This window comes from Labedella populi (assembly GCF_004078655.1).
GTDB lineage: Bacteria > Actinomycetota > Actinomycetes > Actinomycetales > Microbacteriaceae > Labedella > Labedella populi.
Map to the genome: position 1 here is coordinate 381,806 of NZ_RZNC01000003.1, position 18,614 is coordinate 400,419.

Here is an 18,614-nt window from a genome sequence, read left to right on the forward strand (position 1 = left end):
CTCTAGAGCCCCGCTGCGGCCCGCAGGTCGTCGACGCGGTCCGTGCGCTCCCAGGTGAAATCGGGCAGCTCCCGACCGAAGTGGCCGTATGCGGCCGTCTGTGCGTAGATCGGGCGAAGGAGATCGAGGTCCTCGATGATCGCCGCCGGGCGCAAGTCGAACACGGAGCGGATGGCGTCGACGATGCGCTCGTCGGGCACCGCGTTCGTCCCGAACGACTCGACGTAGAGGCCGACGGGTGCTGCGGCGCCGATCGCATACGCGACCTGCACCTCGAGCCGCTCGGCGAGCCCCGCGGCGACGGCGTTCTTCGCGACCCAACGCATGGCGTAGGCGGCCGATCGGTCCACCTTCGACGGGTCCTTGCCGCTGAAGGCCCCGCCGCCGTGACGCGACGCACCGCCGTACGTGTCGATGATGATCTTCCGGCCTGTGAGGCCGGCGTCGCCCTTGGGGCCGCCGATGACGAAGGTGCCCGTCGGGTTGATCAGGAGACGTGTCTCGGAGGTGTCGAGGTCGAGCATGTCGAGGACGGGACGGATGACGTGCTCGGTGACGGCCGCGCGCACATCGGCGGTCGAGACACCGGCGGCGTGCTGCGTCGACAGGACGATCGTCTCGACCGATCGCGGGACCGCGCCCTCGTAGCCGATCGTCGCTTGCGTCTTGCCGTCCGGACGGAGGAAGTCGAGCTCGCCGCTCTTGCGGACGCTCGCGAGGCGCTCGGCGAGCCGGTGGGCGATCCAGATCGGGATCGGCATGAGCTCGGCGGTCTCGTTCGTCGCGTAGCCGAACATGATGCCCTGGTCGCCGGCGCCCTGGGCGTCACGGGCGTCGACGCTCGACTGCTCGCGCGACTCGAAGGCCGCATCCACCCCCTGTGCGATGTCCGGCGACTGCTGCCCGATCGACACCGAGACGCCGCAGGACGCTCCGTCGAACCCGGTCTCGGACGAGTCGTAGCCGATGCCCGTGACGACGTCGCGCACGATCTGCGGGATCTCGACGTAACCGTCCGTCGACACCTCACCCGCGACGTGCACGAGCCCGGTCGTGACGAGCGTCTCGACGGCGACACGACTCGACGGGTCGACCGTCAGCAGCGCGTCGAGGATGCTGTCGGAGATCTGGTCGCAGACCTTGTCCGGATGTCCTTCGGTGACGGATTCGGACGTGAAGAGGCGACGCACGGTCATGGATGGTCTCCAGAGGGAAAAGGTTCGATGCTCGACGAGGCGATCGGTGCATTCAGCATGCACCGCACCACCGACAGCGGGTCGTTACGACGCGACCCGCCCACGAAGGAACGGCCGGCTCCCACTGGGGCCGGCCGTTCGGGTGAGGCTATTCCGCGAGCTGGCGGACGGTGAGCTTGTCCTCGTTGATCTCGCGCATGGCGACCGAGAGCGGCTTGTCGTCGACGTTGGAGTCGACGAGCGGTCCGACGTTGTCGAAGAGGCTGCCTTCGTGCAGGTCGGCGTAGTAGTCGTTGATCTGCCGTGCGCGCTTCGATGCGAAGATCACGAGGGCATACTTGGAATCCACCTTCGACAGCAACTCGTCGATGGGGGGATCGATGATTCCTTTTTGGCGATCGGCCATGGTTCGTTCACACTCCTGGTGCGGTTGTTCGTGAGCGGATGGATCGAGCGCTCTCCGCGGGAGAACGGTGCTCGAGAGCGATCAACGCGAGGTCGCGGATCCGCGGGTCACCAGCAAGTCTACGACCTCCGCGGCCGCGGCGCTCACGTCGGAGTTCACGACCCGGTGATCGAACTCGTCCTGGGCGGCGAGTTCGATGTGCGCCGTCTCGAGTCTCCTCGCCTGTTCCGCCTCGTCCTCGGTGCCCCGACCGATGAGTCGACGCACGAGCTCGTCCCACGACGGAGGCACGAGGAAGACGAGCGTCGCCTCCGGCATATGGCGCCGGACCTGGCGCGCGCCCTGGATGTCGATCTCGAGAAGGACGCTGTCCCCGCGGGCGAGAGCCGCCTCGATCGGTCCCCTGGGAGTGCCGTAGCGGTGCGAGTTGTGCACTGTCGCGTACTCGAGGAGTTCGTTCTCCTCGATCATGCGGTCGAACTCCTCGTCGGTGACGAAGTAGTAGTTGACGCCCTCGATTTCGCCCGGTCGGGGCTTCCGTGTGGTCGCCGACACGCTGAGCAGCACGTCGGGGTAGTTGTCACGGATGTAGGAGGCGACGGTCCCCTTGCCGACGGCGGTGGGACCGGCGAGCACCACGAGTCGGCTGCGCCGCCGTGCCCGATTGACGGACTCGCGGTCGGCGAGGAAGGCCTTCAGCTTGCGCCGCTGGTGTACCCCGAGTCCCCCGAGTCGCTTCGACGGCGAGATGCCGAGGTCGTTCATGATGCGCGGGAGCTTCGTCTGCCCGATCGCCGGCACGCTCAGGAGCAGGTCGGTCACCCGCAGGCGCCCCTCGACGCCGACCGGATGGGACGTCGCCGCGTCGAGCACGTCGACGGCCGATCGCGTCCCTCCTGCGACCGCGGCCTTGACCGTGGCGCGCGCCCGTCTCGCCGCGACGGCGGCTCGAGAAGCGGCGGTGCGGTCGACTTCCGGCGGTCGACGTCCCGAGTCCTGCGTCACAACGTTCCTCTCACCTCTGCCGCCCGCTCGGAGATCGCGTGTGCGATCCCCGCGGGACCGCTCGACAGCAGGCTTCGTGATTCGCTTACGATAACGCCCTCGGAGAGGTTCCCGTAAATCTCCCGGGTCCGGCCTGTGTGAGCCCCCTGGTGCCCGAAGCCCGGGGCGAGGACCGGGAGTGGCCGCTCGACATCGTCGAGACCGGCCGCGGCGAGGTCGACGGTCGCCCCGATGACCACGCCGATCGGCCCGATGCCGTCTCCCGTCGTCGCGTTCCAGGCGGCGACGTCGTCGAGCACACGCCGGGAGACGCTGCGTCCATCCGGTGTCCGCGCCCTCTGGACGGACGCGCCGGCGGGATTCGACGTCGCGGCGAGCACGAACGCGCCTTTTCCGACACGGGCGGCGGCGGCGAACGTGTCGGCCAGGTCCTCCACTCCGAGGTACGGGTTGAGGGTCAGCGCGTCCACTTCGAGGGGACCACCCTCCTCGAGCCAAGCGCCAGCGTACCCCGCCATACTCGACCCGATCTCGCCACGCTTGACGTCGCCGATGACGAGGAGGCCGGCGGAACGCGCGGCGCCGAGAACCTCCTCCAGGGCGATGAAGCCCGCCGACCCGAACCGCTCGAAGAAGGCGACCTGAGGCTTCACGATGCCCGCGGAGCCCACCGTCGCCTCGACGACACGCAGCCCGAAGTCACGGACTCCGGAGCCGGACGCCGGAAGGCCCCACTCCGCGAGAAGCCCCTCGTGGGGGTCGATCCCGACGCACAGCCGTCCGGAGGCCGCGAAGACCTCGGTCAGTCGGTCTCCGAAGCTCACACGCGGGCCTCGCGTTCGAGCTGGTACTCCTGCAGGCTCGTCACCTGGAAGCCGTCACGGATCGCGCCGAAGGACGCGACGGCCGCCGTGAGCTGGGCGATCGTCGTGAAGAGAGGTTTGTCCGCCGCGACGGCCGCCGCGCGGATCTCGTAGCCGTCGGCGCGCGCCGACCGACCGGAGGGCGTGTTGATGACGATGTCGACCTCGTTGCGGTTGATGAGGTCGACGATCGACGGCTCGCCGACGACCGACTCGTCACCCTCGCTGAACTTCCGCACCTGACGGGTCGTGATCCCGTTGCGGCTGAGCACCTCGGCCGTGCCCTCCGTCGCGAGGATCGTGAAACCGAGCTCCTGGAGCCGGAGCACGGGCAGGACGATGGAGCGCTTGTCGCGGTCGGAGACCGACACGAACACCGTCCCCTCGAGCGGCAGCCCGCCGTACGCGGCCTCCTGGCTCTTCGCGAACGCCGTCGGGAAGTCCCGATCGATCCCCATGACCTCGCCCGTCGAGCGCATCTCCGGACCGAGCACGGAGTCGACGATGTCGCCGTTCTTCGTGCGGAATCGCTTGAAGGGCAGGACGGCCTCCTTGACGGAGATCGGCGAGTCCATTGGCACGCGTGAGCCGTCGACGGCCGGGAGGAGTCCCGACTCGATGAGACCACGGACGGTGGAACCGGTCATGAGGAGCGACGCGGCCTTCGCAAGCGGGATTCCGAGCGCCTTCGAGACGAACGGAACCGTGCGGGAAGCGCGCGGGTTGGCCTCGAGCACGTAGAGGATTCCCTGGGCGATCGCGAACTGCACGTTCAACAGTCCGCGGACGCCGACGCCCTCGGCGATCTGCAGCGTCGCGTCGCGGACACGGTCGATCTGGGCCTTGCCGAGCGTGACGGGCGGGAGGGTGCAGCTCGAGTCGCCCGAGTGGATTCCCGCCTCCTCGATGTGCTCCATCACGCCACCGATGTAGAGCTCCTCGCCGTCGTAGAGAGCGTCGACGTCGATCTCGATCGCGTCGTCGAGGAATCGGTCGACGAGGAGCGGGTGCGCCGAGTCGACGATGCCCTGGTCGGCGATGCGGTGGAAGTAGTCGGCGAGCGACGCACTGTCGTAGACGATCTCCATGCCGCGACCGCCGAGCACGAAGCTCGGTCGGACGAGGACGGGATAGCCGATCCCCTCGGCGATCGCGACGGCTCCGGCGAAGTCGACGGCCGTGCCGTTCTTCGGGGCGAGCAGGCCGGCCGCATCGAGGATCGCGGAGAACGCTCCGCGCTCCTCGGCGAGGTCGATGGCCTCGGGCTGCGTCCCGAGGATCGGGACGCCCGCCTCCTTGAGGCCGTTCGCGAGTCCGAGCGCGGTCTGCCCGCCGAGCTGCACGACCACGCCGACGAGCTCACCGGACAGGCTCTCCGCGTGGATGACCTCGAGGACGTCCTCGAGCGTGAGCGGCTCGAAGTAGAGCCTGTCGCTCGTGTCGTAGTCCGTCGAGACCGTCTCCGGGTTGCAGTTGATCATGATCGTCTCGAAGCCCGCCTCCGAGAGGGCGAACGACGCGTGCACGCACGAGTAGTCGAACTCGACGCCCTGCCCGATGCGGTTCGGACCGGAGCCGAGGATGACGACCTTTCGGCGGTCGCTGGGGGCGACCTCGGTCTCCTGGTCGTAGCTCGAGTAGTGGTACGGCGTGAGCGCGGGGAACTCCCCCGCGCACGTGTCGACGGTCTTGTAGACGGGTCGCACGCCGAGGATGTGACGGACCTCGCGCACCTCCTTCTCGCCGAAGCCGCGCAATTGACCGATCTGCACGTCGGAGAAGCCGTGGTCCTTCGCTACCGTGAGGACGGCCGTGTCGAGGACGGGAGCCGCACGCACGTAGTCGGCGACCTCGTTGATCAACACGATCTGGTCGAGGAACCACGGATCGATCTTCGTGGCCTCGAAGGTCTCCTCGACGCTCGCCCCGAGGCGGAGCGCTTGCTGGACGAGGACGATACGACCGTCGGTCGGCGTCCGTGCGAGGTCGAGCAGCTCGGCGGCCGAGCGTGACTCGTCACCCCAGTGGAAGCTCGATCCCTTCTTCTCGAGAGACCGCAGCGCCTTCTGGAGCGCCGTCGCGTAGTTGCGGCCGATCGCCATCGCCTCGCCGACGCTCTTCATGGTCGTCGTGAGCGTCGGGTCGGCGGCGGGGAACTTCTCGAACGCGAACCGCGGCACCTTCACGACGACGTAGTCGAGCGTCGGCTCGAAGCTCGCCGGGGTCACCTTCGTGATGTCATTCGGGATCTCGTCGAGCCGGTAGCCGATCGCGAGCTTCGCGGCGATCTTCGCGATCGGGAAGCCCGTGGCCTTGGAGGCGAGAGCGCTCGAACGCGAGACGCGCGGGTTCATCTCGATGACGATGACGCGGCCGTTCGACGGGTCGACGGCGAACTGGATGTTGCAGCCGCCCGTGTCGACGCCGACGGCGCGGATGATGTCGATGCCGATGTCGCGGAGGTTCTGGTACTCGCGGTCCGTGAGGGTGAGAGCCGGGGCGACCGTGATCGAGTCGCCGGTGTGCACACCCACGGGATCGACGTTCTCGATCGAGCACACGACGACGGTGTTGTCGGCCGTGTCGCGCATGAGCTCGAGCTCGTACTCCTTCCAACCGAGGATCGACTCCTCGAGGAGGACCTCGCTCGTCGGGCTCTGGTGGATGCCGTCCCCCACGATGCGCCGCAGCTCCTCCTCGGTGTACGCGAAGCCCGAACCGAGACCGCCCATCGTGAAGGACGGGCGGACCACGAGGGGGTAGCCGAGGTCTTCGGCGTACGAGACCGCCTCGTCGACCGAGTGGGCGATGTACGAACGGGCGACGTCGGCACCCGCGTCGAGGACGAGCTGCTTGAAGACCTGACGGTCCTCGCCCTTCTGGATCGCCTCGAAGTTCGCGCCGATGAGCTCGACGTCGTACTTCTCGAGGATCCCGTGCTCGTGCAGCTGGATCGCGGCGTTGAGGGCCGTCTGGCCGCCGAGCGTCGGCAGGATCGCATCCGGCCGCTCCTTCGCGATGATGGTCTCGATGACCTCCCATGTGATCGGCTCGACGTAGGTCGCGTCGGCGAAGTCGGGGTCCGTCATGATCGTCGCGGGGTTCGAGTTCACGAGGATCACGCGCACGCCCTCCTCGCGGAGCACGCGGCACGCCTGGGTCCCGGAGTAGTCGAACTCGACGGCCTGCCCGATGACGATCGGGCCGGATCCGATGACGAGGACGCTGTTGATGTCGTCGCGCTTGGGCATTAGTTCTGATCTCCCGTGGAAGTGGTCTCGTCCCGTCGCGCGATCACGAGGTCGCGGAAGCGGTCGAACAGGTGGTTGGCGTCGTGCGGGCCGGCGGCCGATTCGGGGTGGTACTGGACGCTGAACGCGGGGATGTCGAGGCAGCGCAGCCCCTCGACGACGTTGTCGTTGAGGGAGTAGTGGCTCACCTCTGCGCGACCGAAGCCCTCAGGCGAGTCATGCACACCCTCGACGGGGAGGTCGACAGCGAAACCGTGGTTCTGCGACGTGATCTCCACTCGGCCCGTCGTCTTGTCGAGCACGGGCTGATTGATGCCGCGGTGACCGAAGGGAAGCTTGTACGTCGGGAAACCGAGCGCGCGACCGAGGAGCTGGTTGCCGAAGCAGATGCCGAAGTAGGGAACCCCGGCCCGCAGCGATTCGCGGAGGAGCTCGACGTGGGCGTCGGACGCCGCCGGGTCGCCCGGTCCGTTCGAGAAGAAGAGCGCGTCGGGATTCAGCGCCTTCACCTGGTCGGCCGAGGCGCTCTGCGGCAGGACCTCGACATCGAATCCGCGCTCGGACAGGTAGGTCAGCGTCGATTTCTTGACGCCGAGATCGAGGACCGCGACCGTGCCGATCCGCTCGCCCGACGCGGGGATGCGGTAGGGCTCCCCCGTCGACACGTCACCGGAGAGGTTCCGTCCGCGCATGTCGACACCGCGACGGACGAGGTCGAGCTGCTCGGCGGCGGGCAGCGCGGCGTCCTCGCCGGAGAAGATGCCGGCCTTCATCGCGCCGCCGGAACGGATGTGGCGCGTGATCGCTCGCGTGTCGATGCCCGAGATGCCGACGACTCCATCGCGTGCGAGTTCGTCATCGAGGGACCCCTCGGCGCGGAAGTTGGAGACGACGCGGGAAGGGTCGCGCACGACGTAACCGGCGACCCAGATGCGCGCGGACTCGCGATCCTCGGTGTTGACTCCCGTGTTGCCGATGTGGGGAGCCGTCTGGATGACGATCTGGCCGGCGTACGACGGGTCCGTGAGCGTCTCCTGGTATCCGGTCATACCCGTCGCGAAGACGACCTCGCCGAGTGTGCGGCCGACGGCGCCGTAGGCTCGGCCGGTGAAGCGGGCGCCGTCTTCGAGGACGAGGACGGCGGGTGGGCCGGGGACGAAGCGGGTGTCGCTCATGAGGGGGACTCACTCTCGGTGGGTACGGGGGAACGGGGGACGATGACGCGCTGGAGGTCGGCGACCACCGTGCGCTGGTCGGCGTCGAGGATGCGCACGAACGAGTCGCACGCGACGCCGGAAATGGCCCAGGAGATCCGGACGAGACCGTCGGACTCGACCACACGATCGATCGCGACGTTCGCGGTGGCGACCGCGGTGACGGTCTCGGCGGGGATGAAGGCCGGTCGCTCCCCCGGGATGGCGAGGACGAGACCAGCCGGTGCGATCGAGAGCACCGCGCGCGCCCGGAAGCCGAGGCCGCGTACGGCCAAGCGCTCGAGGGGGCGCCCGCCCTCCGTCGTCGCGACGTAGAGCACGTCGATCGATGTGACGGGCACATAGGGCTCGGGAACCTCGGGCACGTCGAGCGCCGCGTCTCGCCGCGTGCGACGGCGCCAGGCGAACCACATCAGAGCGAGCAGCGCGGCGAGCACGAGCGCCACGATGACCCCGGGGACGACCCTATCCACGGGCGGTCACCGCCTTCTGCCCGGCGACGACCTCGTCGTGCGGCCGGAGTCGACCGTCGAGCACCGTGGGAACGCCGCGGTGGAACGTCGCGACGACGCGGCCCGGCAGTCGGCGACCGAGGTAGGGCGAGTTCGCACTCTTGCCCGCAAGCGACTCGACGCCGAAAGCACGAGCGGCTCGCGTGTCGTAGAGCACGACGTCGGCCCGCGAACCGATGGTGAGACCGGTCCCCATCCCCTCGAGGCGTCCGATCCGCGCCGGCGCCTCGGACAGTACGCGTGCGACGTCCGACCACTCGATCAGGCCCGTGTCGACCATCGCGGCGTGCACGACGCTCAAGGCGGATTCGAGCCCGACCATCCCGTTGGCCGCCTCTGGCCACGCGCAGTCCTTGTGCTGATCCGGGTGCGGCGCGTGGTCCGTGGCGACGATGTCGATCGTGCCGTCGGCGAGTCCCGCCCGAACCGCCTCGACGTCCTCAGCGGAACGCAATGGCGGATTGACCTTGAAGCGCGCGTCGTAGCTCTCCGCGAGGTCGTCGGTCAACAAGAGGTGATGGGGCGTGACCTCGGCGGTGACGGCGATGCCGCGCGCTTTCGCCCAACGGATGATGTCGACGGAACCCGCCGTCGAGACGTGACAGACGTGCAACCGGCTGCCGACGTGCTCGGTGAGGAGGACGTCCCGGGCGATGATCGCCTCCTCGGCGACGGCGGGCCAGCCCGTGAGGCCGAGGCGCGTCGATACCTCGCCCTCGTTCATCTGGGCGCCCACGGTGAGGCGTGGTTCCTGAGCGTGCTGCGCGATCGCGCCGTCGAACGCCTTGACGTACTCGAGGGCCCGTCGCATGAGCAGGGGGTCGCTCACGCAGAAGCCGTCGTCGGAGAAGAGCCGGACGCGCGCGCGCGACGAGGCCATCGCTCCCAGCTCGGCGAGCCGCTCCCCCGCGAGCCCCGTCGTGACGGCGCCGATCGGCTGGACGGTCGCGTAGCCGGAGGCCTCACCGAGGGCGAGCTCCTGCTCGACGAGCCCGGCGGTGTCGGCGACGGGCGACGTGTTCGCCATCGCGAAGACCGTCGTGAAGCCACCGGCCGCGGCGGCCCGCGTCCCGGTGAGCACCGTCTCGCTGTCCTCGAAGCCGGGCTCACGCAAGTGCGTGTGGAGGTCGACGAGGCCCGGGAGCGCGAGCAGACCGGCGGCGTCGACGACCGTGGCGCCAAACGCGTCGAGGCCCGACCCGATCCCGGTGATCCCGCCGTCGACGATCGCGATATCGGCCGTCGATCCGTCCGCGAGGGTCGCTCCGCGCAAGAGGAAGGAAGAGTTCGTCATGTCAGTCCTCACGTTCGCCGGATAGCAGGAGATACAGCACGGCCATGCGCGCGGAGACACCGTTCGCGACCTGCTCGCGTACCGTCGATCGAGGCGAATCCGCTGCCCGTGAGGAGATCTCGAGGCCGCGGTTCATCGGTCCGGGGTGCATGACAATCGTATCCGGGCGCAACCGTGCAAGGCGCTCGTCGTCGAGCCCCCACCGCCGCGCGTATTCCCGGGGGTTCGGGAAGTACGCGTCGTTCATCCGCTCCGTCTGGATCCGCAGCATCATGACGACGTCCGGTGACGCGGCGATCGTCGCGTCGAGGTCGTAGGACACGTCCGCCGGCCAGCCGTCGAGGTGCGTCGGCACGAGCGTCGGAGGGCCGACGAAGACCGTCCGGGCCCCGAGCGCGGAGAGCAGCCACACGTTCGAGCGTGCGACCCGGGAGTGGAGGATGTCACCGACGATCGCGACCGTGATGCCGTCGAGCCCGCGGCCGCGGCTCACGTCGCCGTGCAGACGACGGCGGATGGTGAATGCGTCGAGCAGCGCTTGCGTCGGGTGCTCGTGCGTCCCGTCGCCCGCGTTGACGATCCCGGCGTCGATCCATCCGCTCGCCGCGAGGGTGTGCGGAGCGCCCGATGCGCCATGGCGGATGACGACGGCGTCCGCGCCCATCTCCTCGAGGGTCTGCGCGGTGTCCTTGAGGCTCTCGCCCTTCGAGACGCTCGATCCCTTGGCACTGAAGTTGATGACGTCGGCGGAGAGGCGCTTGGCCGCAGCCTCGAACGAGATCCGGGTACGCGTCGAGTCCTCGAAGAAGAGATTGACGACAGTCTTGCCCCGGAGGGTCGGGAGCTTCCGCACCTCGCGCGTCTGTGTCTGCGCCATGTCCTCTGCGACGTCGAGGATGTGGATGGCCGCGTCCCGGGAGAGGTCGCGCGTCGAGAGCAGGTGACGCATCAGGCGCCGCCCTGCTCGATCGTGACCGATTCCTCACCGTCGACGTCCTCGAGACGGACGTAGATCCGTTCGCTCGGGGCCGAGGGCAGGTTCTTGCCCACGAAGTCGGGGCGGATGGGGAGCTCGCGGTGGCCGCGGTCCACGAGGGCCGCGAGCCGGACTGCGCGGGGACGACCGATGTCGCCGAGCGCGTCGAGCGCCGCCCGGATCGTCCGGCCGGAGTAGAGCACGTCGTCGACGAGCACGACGGTCGCGCCGTCGAGGCCGCGTGCGGGGATCGACGTCGGCGCCGGGGCGCGCGTCGGGTTCCGCGAGAGGTCGTCACGGTACATCGTGACGTCGAGCGAGCCGACCGGGACGTCGACTCCGGAGATCTCGGAGACGAGGGTCGCGACGCGGCGCGCGAGGACGACTCCCCGCGTGGGGATGCCGAGGATGACGAGAGCGTCCGGGCCGCGATTGGACTCCAGGATCTCGTGGGCGATGCGGGTCAGCGCCCGCGAGATGTCAGCATGCTGCAGCACGGTTCGTGCGCTCATGTCCGACTCCCTTCTCCGCCTCTCCGGACGGTGTTAAAGGTTGTCTCGTTGCTGGTGCCAACCCTATCAGGACGCCGGGCCACCGTGCCTGCCCGAGAACCATCCGCCGCCCGACGGCGGCAGTTCCGCCGCGAGGGCGCCCGTTGTATGTGGCGCCCTCGTGCGGGTGTAGCTCTCTGGTTAGGAGGCCTGCTGAGCGATGCGTCCGAGGAGGCCGTTGACGAACCCGGGCGAGTCGTCCGTGGAGTACTCCTTCGCGGCCTCCACGGCCTCGTCGATCGCGACCCCCGTCGGGATCTCGTCGTTGAAGAGGACCTCCCACACGCCGATGCGCAGGATCGCACGGTCGATCGCGGGCATCCGCTCGAGGGACCAGCCTTGCGAGAACGTCTCGATCTGCTCGTCGATCTCGACCTGGTTGTCGATCACGCCGTCGACGATGTCGCGCGCGTACAGCCAGGAGGCCGCCCGGTCCGGTTCGCTCGCGGCGCGGCCGGCCTCGGCCGACAGCGCCTCGGCGGGCGTGATACGGCGCACGTCGGCCGAGTACAGGATGTCGAGAGCGCGCTTGCGCGCCTTCGTGCGTGCTCCCACTAGTCGGTGACCCGGCCCAGGTAGTCGCCGGTACGCGTGTCGACCTTGACCCGGGTGCCGGTCTCGAGGAACAGCGGCACCTGGATCTGGTAGCCGGTCTCGACAGTCGCGGGCTTCGTGCCGCCGGTCGAGCGATCACCCTGCAGACCCGGCTCGGTGTAGGTGATCTCGAGCACGACGGACGCGGGCAGCTCGACATAGAGCGGGTTGCCGTTGTTCATCGCGACGGTCGCCATCTGGTTCTCGAGCATGAAGTTCGCGGCATCGCCGACGATCTCGGAGGGGACCGTGATCTGGTCGTAGTCGCTCGTGTCCATGAAGACGAAGCCGGAACCGTCGTTGTAGAGGTACTGGTAGTCGCGACGGTCGACGTTCTCCGTCTCGATCTTCGCACCGGCGTTGTAGGTCTTGTCGACGACCTTGCCCGTCATGATGTTCTTCAGCTTCGTACGCACGAAAGCGCCGCCCTTGCCCGGCTTGACGTGCTGGAACTCGATGACGGACCACAGCTGTCCGTCGATGTTGATGACGACGCCGTTCTTGATGTCAGCGGTAGAGGCCATGGGGATGTCCGTTCGATTCGCGGTCGGGGGCTGCGGTCGAGAACCGCGCAGGGGCCGGAGTGGGCCAGCTGCCGAGTCTACCGGCACGCACGCATGCTGACCAATGCGCCTCAGGCGGAGGCGAGCACCTGCAGGAGGGCGAGTCGGTAGGAGTCGAAGCCGAACCCGGCGATCACTCCCGTCGCGACCCCGCTGATGACACTCGTATGGCGGAACGTCTCTCGAGCGTGGGGGTTCGAGATGTGCACCTCGATGAGCGTGCCCCCGGGCTTCGTCACGAGAGCGGCGGCATCACGCAGCCCATAGCTGTAGTGGGTGAACGCCGCGGGGTTCAGGATCACGGGGGACCCGGAGTCGGCCGCTTCGTGGAGCCATCCGATGAGTTCGCCCTCGTCGTCCGTCTGTCGCAGGTCGACGTTCCACCCCTCGGGCGCGACGGCTTCGAGGAGTCGGCGCAGCGCCGCGAGGTCGGCGGCGCCGTACACGTCGGGTTCCCGGCTGCCGAGCCGGCCGAGATTGGGCCCGTTGAGGACGAGGACGGTCGGCATGGTTACGAACCTACCTCCTGCCAGGCGGTGAACAGCAGCGACTGATCCGGCCCGGTGAGCACCGTCGGCCGCGCGATGTCGTCGAGCACGATGAAGCGGAGCAGGCCGGCTCGCGCCTTCTTGTCGCGCTGCATCGTCGCGAGCAGCGTGTTCCACCGCCCGACCGGGTAGTCGATCGGCAGGTCGAGAGACGACAGGACCGAGCGGTGCCGATCGACGACGGCGTCCGAGAGCGGCCCCGACAGCCGACCGAGCTCGGCGGCGAAGACCATGCCGATCGCCACGGCCGCCCCGTGCCGCCACTGGTAGCGCTCCGCGTGCTCGATCGCGTGGCCGAGCGTGTGGCCGTAGTTGAGGATCTCCCGGCGGCCCTGCTCCGTGAAGTCCTCACTCACGACCGCGGCCTTCAGCGCGATCGAACGCTCGACGACCTCGCGGAACTCGTCGGTGGCGGGATCGGTGACGCGCGCGACGTCGGCCTCGATCACGTCGAGGATCCGCGGGTCACCGATGAAGCCGCACTTCACGACCTCGGCGAAGCCGGCGAGGATCTCGTTGCGCGAGAGCGTCGAGAGGAGATCGAGATCCGCGACGACAGCGGCCGGGGCGTGGAAAGCGCCCACGAGGTTCTTGCCCTCGTTCGTGTTGATCCCCGTCTTCCCCCCGACGGCGGCGTCGACCATTCCGAGGACCGTCGTCGGGATCTGGACGAGCCGCACTCCGCGGAGCCACGTCGCCGCGACGAAGCCGGCGAGGTCGGTCGTCGCGCCACCGCCGAGCCCGATGACGGCGTCACTGCGAGTGAAGTCCGCTTGCCCGAGGATCTGCCAGCAGAACGCCGCCACCTCGACGCGCTTCCCGGACTCGGCGTCGGGGATCTCGGCGAGAAGCACCTCGAGAGAGGAGTCGAGCAGCCTCTCGCGCAACCGCGACGCCTCCGCGCCGAGGGTGGGGGCGTGCACGATGAGGACCTTGCGGACGCCCGGCCCGAGGGCGTCCGTGACGCGGTCGAGCACACCTCGACCGACGAGCACGTCGTACCCGGTATCGCCGCCGACGCGGATGGTGCCGCCCCCGTCGGCCGCGCTCTGCTCGTTCGTGATGTCCGTCATCGTCGTCCTTTCGCCCATGCGGTGATGTCGTCCGCGATTCGTGTGATCGGGAGGGTCGAGGTGTCCCAGGTGGCCGTCGCGAGCGCCTCGTAGACGGGCCGGCGCTCCGCGAAGATGCGCTCCCACGACTCGATCCCGTCCGTCAACAGCGGCCGGTTCGATCCGGCGATCCGCGACCGGACGGCCGCGCTCGTCACGGTGAGGTAGACGACGGTCGCGTCCTCGAGAAGCGCTCGTGTCTCGTGGTGCATGACGGCTCCCCCGCCGAGCGACACGACGGAGCGCTTGGCCACGGCACGGGCAACCGCGTCGCGCTCGTACTCGCGGAACGCCGGCTCACCCTCGCGCTCGAAGATCTCGGGGATCGGACCGTGCCGCGCGACGATCACCCGATCGGTGTCGGTGAACGGGACGCCGAGGGAGCGCGCGACGCGCCGGCCGATCTTCGACTTGCCCGCTGCCATGGGGCCGATGAGGACGAGGGCCTCGACGGCCTGCTCAGACACCGGCGGAGGCGGACCCGAGCTGCCCGTCGGACTGCACGGCGGTCCGGAGCTCCTCGGGGATCGCGTCGAGGTAGGAGCGGAGGTTCCGTCGCGTCTCCCCCACCGAGTCGCCACCGAACTTCTCGAGCACGGCGTCGGCGAGGACGAGGGCGACCATCGCTTCGGAGACGACACCCGCAGCGGGAACGGCGCAGACATCCGAGCGCTGATGATGCGCCGTGGCCTGCTCGCCCGTGGAGACGTCGACGGTGCGCAGCGCGTGCGGGACGGTCGCGATGGGCTTCATCCCGGCGCGGACGCGCAGGACCGTGCCCGTGCTCATTCCGCCCTCCGTCCCGCCGGCGCGATCGCTCGATCGGGCGATTCCGTCGGGGCCGATGAAGAGCTCGTCGTGTGCCGCGGAGCCCCGCCGCCTCGTCGTCTCGAAACCGTCGCCGACCTCGACTCCCTTGATCGCCTGGATCCCCATGAGGGCCTGCGCGAGGCGTCCGTCGAGGCGCCGATCCCAGTGCACGTGGGATCCGAGGCCCGGCGGGAGACCATAGGCGAGGACCTCGACGACACCGCCGAGCGTGTCGCCGTCCTTCTTCGCCTCGTCGACCTCCTGCACCATGGCCGCACTCGTGGCGGCGTCGAAGCACCGAAGCGGATCCGCGTCGAGCACCTCGACGTCGTCGGGACCGGGCAGCGGGGCACCGTCGGGAACACGGACGGGGCCGATCGACAGCGTGTGGCTGACGAGTCGGACGCCGAGTTCGGAGAGGAACGAGCGCGCGATCGCGCCGAGCGCCACACGTGCCGCAGTCTCCCGCGCGCTCGCCCGCTCGAGGATCGGCCGGGCTTCGTCGAAATCGTACTTCTGCATGCCCACGAGATCGGCGTGTCCGGGCCGGGGCCGCGTGAGGGGCGCGCTGCGTCCTCGCGAGCGTTCCGTGGCCTCGACGGGCTCAGCGCTCATGACCTCGCTCCACTTGGGCCACTCGGTGTTGCCGACGCGCACCGCGACGGGACTGCCGAGGCTGAGTCCGTGACGCACCCCTCCGGAGAGCGTGAGTTCGTCCTCCTCGAACTTCATCCGGCTGCCGCGGCCGTAGCCGAGCTTGCGACGAGCGAGGTCCGCTCGCATGTCCGCGAGTGAGACGGACACTCCCGACGGGAGCCCCTCGAGGATCGCGACGAGTTCTGGGCCGTGGGATTCCCCGGCGGTGAGCCAACGCAGCATGTCCCCATCCTCCCATAGCGACGGGGAGCGTCCGCGCCGCGTGACATCGGCCGACTCAGGACGTCGGGGTCCGCCGCACGACACCCGAGTGGTCGAGACCGACGACGTCGAACATCGCCGACGTGATGCGCTCGGTCACGTCGTCCCCGTCGCGATCGTTCAGATGGGCGAAGAGCCTCACCTGGCGCGACGCCTGGTGGACGAGCATCGAGAGTCCGTGCACCACGGGTGCGTCGAGCCGGAACCAGTGGTCGACGAGCGCACTCGGCCACGGGGAGTACGCGGCGTCGAGCAGGAGCGCGCCGGAATCGCGCGCCGTCGTCGGCAGCGCGCCGAGCGCCGTTCCTCCCGGCAGCGTCGAGACGACGACGTCGGCGGGCACCGATGCCACTGCGTCGAGGGCCACGACATCGGCGGCGAGTCCGACCTCCCGGGCGAGGGCGACCGTGCCGGACGCCCGCTCCGGGGAGCGCACGGCGAGAGTGACGGCGTCCGCCCCGAGGTCCGCGGCGGCGACGACGACCGATGCAGCCGTCGCACCTCCCCCGAGGACGAGGATGTGCGACGGCGACGGAGCACCACCTGCCCGCACCGCGTCGACGACTCCCCCGACGTCGGTGTTCGCACCGAAGAAGGGCACGTCGCCCTCGGCGTGGCGGTACAGGGTGTTGACGGCACCGGTCAGCTCGGCGGGGCGGTCGCGCTCCACGGCGGCGGCGAAGGCCTCACGCTTGAGCGGCATCGTGACGGAGAGGCCTCGACGCTCGGCCGGCGCGGAACGCACGAAGGCGGCGAGGCCGCCCTCGGCGATCTCCGTGCGGTCGTAGCGGGCCTCGAACCCGATCGCGGCGTAGGCGGCACGATGGAGCGCCGGCGACTGGGAGTGCGCGATGGGCGAACCGACGACGCCGAACAGCGGCGAGCCGAGGACCATCACAAGCTCAGCAGCCGCTGTCGGGGTTGTCCGCGCACCATGCCCGCAGTTGCGCGACCGCGGCATCGTGCTCGGAGACGGTGTTCGAGAAGACCGTCTCCCCCGTATTGAGATTCACGGTCACGAAGAACAACCAGCTTCCGTCGGCGGGATGCATCGCGGCGTCGATCGCGACGTCCCCGGGGCTCGAGATCGGCCCGATGGGCAGCCCCTCGCGCTGATAGGTGTTCCACGGGTTCTCGGAGTCGAGCGCCTCGGCGGACGACCACACGGATCCCGTCGCCTCGTCGACGCCGTACTGCGCTGTCGAGTCCATCTCGAGGCGCATGCCCTCGTCGAGACGGTTCTGGATCACGCGCGACACCTTGTAGAAGTCGTCGGGCAGGCGCGCTTCACGCTGGATGATCGAGGCGATCGTGAGCACACGCTCTCGATCCTCGACCGGGACCTGGGCGCTGTCGAGCGACGCGATCGTGCGATCCACGAGGGTCTGGACGACCTGCTCGGCCGTGAGTCCGGGATCGAACGTGTAGGTGGCGGGGAACAACCAGCCCTCGATCGATACCGCGCTCTCCGGCACCCCGTACACGGTCGGGTCCGCGATCGCCGCTTCGAAGTCCGCGACCGGAATCTCCGTCGCCGCCGAGAGCTCCGCGATGATCGTCGGCCCGGTGATGCCCTCACGGATCGTTGCGGTCCGCTCGATCTTGCTCGCGGGATCCTGCAGCGCGTCGAGTGCGGACTGGGCGCTCATGCCCTGAGCAAGGCTGTAGACACCTGGCTGGAAGACGACGTCCTCGTCCTGAGCGAGCAACAGTTCGTAGAACGCCTCGGCCGTCTTCGTGACGCCCGACGAGGCGAGGGTGTCGGCGACGTCGGAACCCGTCTCCCCGTCGGCGATCGTGACGAGCACCTCACCGCTCCCGGCGCCCTCGAAGTCGTTGGGTTCCTCCCAGCCCATGACGGACCGGATCTGCGGCTCGAACGTGTTCCAGACGTAGAAGCCGCTCGCCACGAGACCCGCGACGACGAGGAGCGTGATGATCGTGCCGACGACTCCGCGTCGCCCGCTCTTCTCCCGCGGAGGGCGATCGCCCCCGCGGGAGGAGGCCCGACGGGCCGAGCGGTCGGGAGCGACCGTCGGCTGCTCGGACGTCGCCGTTCCGAGCAGGACGTGCGGCGGGACACCGTCAGCGTGACCGGCGTCGTCGCGGTCGACGCCGCGGTCGTCGTCCGCGGCCGCCGCGCGCGACCTCGCCTCTCGGCGGGACAGCGGCTTGTCACCGTCCGGGGCACCGGTGCCGGAGTCCGAGCCGGCCGATCGCATCGCACCGTCGGCCCCGCCCCCACCCCTCAAGAGCGAGGTGAACGGATCCTGGTCCTCGGGAGGGACGTCATTCATGGGGGGTCGGCTCATGACGGGTGGGCGTTTCCTCTGCATCGACGGGCGCTCCGGGGAGCCGTCCCGTGCTGCGCTCGGAGTCGAGCGCTTGCTGCAAGATGACGACGGCGGCGACCTGATCCACGATTGTACGGGACGACTTCTGACTTCGGCCGGATGCGCGCAGGGCGGAATGCGCCGACACGGTACTGAGGCGTTCATCGACGAGACGAACGCCGACACCGGTCGAGGATGCGAGGCGTGCCGCGAAACCTCGCGCGTCCTCCGTCGAGGCGGTCACGCGGCCGGACAGCGCGAGGGGAAGACCGACGAGGATCTCGACTGCACCGGTCTCCCCGACGAGTTCTGCGATGCGTGTGACGTCGGAGCCGTCGGAGCGCCGCTGAACCGTCTCGAGCGGGGTCGCGAGCATGCCGTGAGGGTCGCACCTCGCCACACCGATGCGGGCCTTCCCCACGTCGATGCCGAGCCGGACGCCCGGTCGGAAGTCGTCGTGGGGCACGC

18 protein-coding genes and 1 pseudogene are annotated in these 18,614 nt (G+C 69.2%); all 19 read right to left on the minus strand.

Features of this window, described 5'->3' with window-relative positions; genetic code table 11:
- Nucleotides 1-2: 2 nt before the first annotated feature.
- The 19 genes and pseudogenes from metK to ruvX all read right to left on the minus strand — a co-directional run bounded on the left by metK (nucleotide 3) and on the right by ruvX (nucleotide 18,612).
- Nucleotides 3-1,196, minus strand: a complete 1,194-nt coding sequence (metK, locus tag ELQ92_RS10330) for a methionine adenosyltransferase (RefSeq protein WP_128498882.1) — start codon at nucleotides 1,194-1,196, stop codon at nucleotides 3-5.
- Nucleotides 1,197-1,344: 148 nt separating this feature from the next.
- Nucleotides 1,345-1,602 carry a DNA-directed RNA polymerase subunit omega gene (gene rpoZ, locus ELQ92_RS10335; RefSeq protein WP_128494432.1) on the minus strand — a complete coding sequence of 86 codons (258 nt, stop codon included), beginning with the start codon at nucleotides 1,600-1,602 and terminating at the stop codon, nucleotides 1,345-1,347.
- Between the two features lie 81 nt (nucleotides 1,603-1,683).
- Entirely contained in the window at nucleotides 1,684-2,607 is a 924-nt protein-coding gene (gene gmk / locus ELQ92_RS10340; protein WP_128498883.1) for a guanylate kinase, read from the minus strand.
- Entirely contained in the window at nucleotides 2,604-3,431 is an 828-nt protein-coding gene (gene pyrF, locus ELQ92_RS10345; protein WP_208004310.1) for an orotidine-5'-phosphate decarboxylase, read from the minus strand. The genes gmk and pyrF overlap by 4 nt, the downstream gene beginning before the upstream one ends.
- Nucleotides 3,428-6,721 carry a carbamoyl-phosphate synthase large subunit gene (gene carB, locus ELQ92_RS10350; protein ID WP_128498884.1) on the minus strand — a complete coding sequence of 1,098 codons (3,294 nt, stop codon included), beginning with the start codon at nucleotides 6,719-6,721 and terminating at the stop codon, nucleotides 3,428-3,430. The genes pyrF and carB overlap by 4 nt, the downstream gene beginning before the upstream one ends.
- Entirely contained in the window at nucleotides 6,721-7,896 is a 1,176-nt protein-coding gene (gene carA / locus ELQ92_RS10355) for a glutamine-hydrolyzing carbamoyl-phosphate synthase small subunit (RefSeq protein ID WP_128498885.1), read from the minus strand. The genes carB and carA overlap by 1 nt, the downstream gene beginning before the upstream one ends.
- Nucleotides 7,893-8,408, minus strand: a complete 516-nt coding sequence (locus ELQ92_RS10360) for a PH-like domain-containing protein (protein ID WP_128498886.1) — start codon at nucleotides 8,406-8,408, stop codon at nucleotides 7,893-7,895. The genes carA and ELQ92_RS10360 overlap by 4 nt, the downstream gene beginning before the upstream one ends.
- Complete coding sequence (locus ELQ92_RS10365) at nucleotides 8,401-9,741, minus strand: dihydroorotase (RefSeq protein WP_128498887.1); 1,341 nt, start codon at nucleotides 9,739-9,741, stop codon at nucleotides 8,401-8,403. Before ELQ92_RS10365 ends, ELQ92_RS10360 begins: the two co-directional genes overlap by 8 nt.
- A 1-nt stretch (nucleotide 9,742) precedes the next feature.
- Entirely contained in the window at nucleotides 9,743-10,690 is a 948-nt protein-coding gene (locus ELQ92_RS10370; protein ID WP_128498888.1) for an aspartate carbamoyltransferase catalytic subunit, read from the minus strand.
- Nucleotides 10,690-11,232 (minus strand): annotated as a pseudogene (pyrR, locus tag ELQ92_RS10375) (bifunctional pyr operon transcriptional regulator/uracil phosphoribosyltransferase PyrR); the annotation flags it as partial. The gene ELQ92_RS10370 and the pseudogene pyrR, both read right to left, overlap by 1 nt.
- A 177-nt stretch (nucleotides 11,233-11,409) precedes the next feature.
- Nucleotides 11,410-11,823, minus strand: coding sequence for a transcription antitermination factor NusB (nusB, locus tag ELQ92_RS10380; protein ID WP_128498890.1), 414 nt, complete (start codon nucleotides 11,821-11,823; stop codon nucleotides 11,410-11,412).
- Nucleotides 11,823-12,386 carry an elongation factor P gene (gene efp, locus ELQ92_RS10385; protein ID WP_128498891.1) on the minus strand — a complete coding sequence of 188 codons (564 nt, stop codon included), beginning with the start codon at nucleotides 12,384-12,386 and terminating at the stop codon, nucleotides 11,823-11,825. The genes nusB and efp overlap by 1 nt, the downstream gene beginning before the upstream one ends.
- 110 nt (nucleotides 12,387-12,496) lie before the next feature.
- Complete coding sequence (locus ELQ92_RS10390) at nucleotides 12,497-12,934, minus strand: type II 3-dehydroquinate dehydratase (protein WP_128498892.1); 438 nt, start codon at nucleotides 12,932-12,934, stop codon at nucleotides 12,497-12,499.
- 2 nt (nucleotides 12,935-12,936) lie between these two features.
- Nucleotides 12,937-14,046 carry a 3-dehydroquinate synthase gene (gene aroB, locus ELQ92_RS10395; RefSeq protein ID WP_243694972.1) on the minus strand — a complete coding sequence of 370 codons (1,110 nt, stop codon included), beginning with the start codon at nucleotides 14,044-14,046 and terminating at the stop codon, nucleotides 12,937-12,939.
- Complete coding sequence (locus ELQ92_RS10400; protein WP_128499119.1) at nucleotides 14,043-14,510, minus strand: shikimate kinase; 468 nt, start codon at nucleotides 14,508-14,510, stop codon at nucleotides 14,043-14,045. Before ELQ92_RS10400 ends, aroB begins: the two co-directional genes overlap by 4 nt.
- A 34-nt stretch (nucleotides 14,511-14,544) precedes the next feature.
- Nucleotides 14,545-15,774, minus strand: a complete 1,230-nt coding sequence (gene aroC, locus ELQ92_RS10405) for a chorismate synthase (RefSeq protein ID WP_128498894.1) — start codon at nucleotides 15,772-15,774, stop codon at nucleotides 14,545-14,547.
- A 55-nt stretch (nucleotides 15,775-15,829) separates the two neighbouring features.
- Nucleotides 15,830-16,708 carry a shikimate dehydrogenase family protein gene (locus ELQ92_RS10410; protein ID WP_166426766.1) on the minus strand — a complete coding sequence of 293 codons (879 nt, stop codon included), beginning with the start codon at nucleotides 16,706-16,708 and terminating at the stop codon, nucleotides 15,830-15,832.
- A 7-nt stretch (nucleotides 16,709-16,715) separates the two neighbouring features.
- Nucleotides 16,716-18,110 carry an endolytic transglycosylase MltG gene (mltG, locus tag ELQ92_RS10415; protein ID WP_128498896.1) on the minus strand — a complete coding sequence of 465 codons (1,395 nt, stop codon included), beginning with the start codon at nucleotides 18,108-18,110 and terminating at the stop codon, nucleotides 16,716-16,718.
- Complete coding sequence (gene ruvX / locus ELQ92_RS10420) at nucleotides 18,103-18,612, minus strand: Holliday junction resolvase RuvX (protein WP_128498897.1); 510 nt, start codon at nucleotides 18,610-18,612, stop codon at nucleotides 18,103-18,105. The genes mltG and ruvX overlap by 8 nt, the downstream gene beginning before the upstream one ends.
- Nucleotides 18,613-18,614 lie beyond the last annotated feature (2 nt).

What these genes read in the sequence shown, in the direction of transcription:
- ELQ92_RS10400 (WP_128499119.1), bottom strand. Translation starts at nt 14,510, where the DNA reads ATGGCAGCGGGCAAGTCGAAGATCGGCCGGCGCGTCGCGCGCTCCCTC.
- mltG (WP_128498896.1), bottom strand. Translation starts at nt 18,110, where the DNA reads ATGAATGACGTCCCTCCCGAGGACCAGGATCCGTTCACCTCGCTCTTG.
- ELQ92_RS10410 (WP_166426766.1), bottom strand. Translation starts at nt 16,708, where the DNA reads ATGGTCCTCGGCTCGCCGCTGTTCGGCGTCGTCGGTTCGCCCATCGCG.
- rpoZ (WP_128494432.1), bottom strand. Translation starts at nt 1,602, where the DNA reads ATGGCCGATCGCCAAAAAGGAATCATCGATCCCCCCATCGACGAGTTG.
- metK (WP_128498882.1), bottom strand. Translation starts at nt 1,196, where the DNA reads ATGACCGTGCGTCGCCTCTTCACGTCCGAATCCGTCACCGAAGGACAT.
- carB (WP_128498884.1), bottom strand. Translation starts at nt 6,721, where the DNA reads ATGCCCAAGCGCGACGACATCAACAGCGTCCTCGTCATCGGATCCGGC.
- ELQ92_RS10365 (WP_128498887.1), bottom strand. Translation starts at nt 9,741, where the DNA reads ATGACGAACTCTTCCTTCCTCTTGCGCGGAGCGACCCTCGCGGACGGA.
- aroB (WP_243694972.1), bottom strand. Translation starts at nt 14,046, where the DNA reads ATGACGGACATCACGAACGAGCAGAGCGCGGCCGACGGGGGCGGCACC.
- ELQ92_RS10390 (WP_128498892.1), bottom strand. Translation starts at nt 12,934, where the DNA reads ATGCCGACCGTCCTCGTCCTCAACGGGCCCAATCTCGGCCGGCTCGGC.
- aroC (WP_128498894.1), bottom strand. Translation starts at nt 15,774, where the DNA reads ATGCTGCGTTGGCTCACCGCCGGGGAATCCCACGGCCCAGAACTCGTC.
- ELQ92_RS10370 (WP_128498888.1), bottom strand. Translation starts at nt 10,690, where the DNA reads ATGCGTCACCTGCTCTCGACGCGCGACCTCTCCCGGGACGCGGCCATC.
- carA (WP_128498885.1), bottom strand. Translation starts at nt 7,896, where the DNA reads ATGAGCGACACCCGCTTCGTCCCCGGCCCACCCGCCGTCCTCGTCCTC.
- efp (WP_128498891.1), bottom strand. Translation starts at nt 12,386, where the DNA reads ATGGCCTCTACCGCTGACATCAAGAACGGCGTCGTCATCAACATCGAC.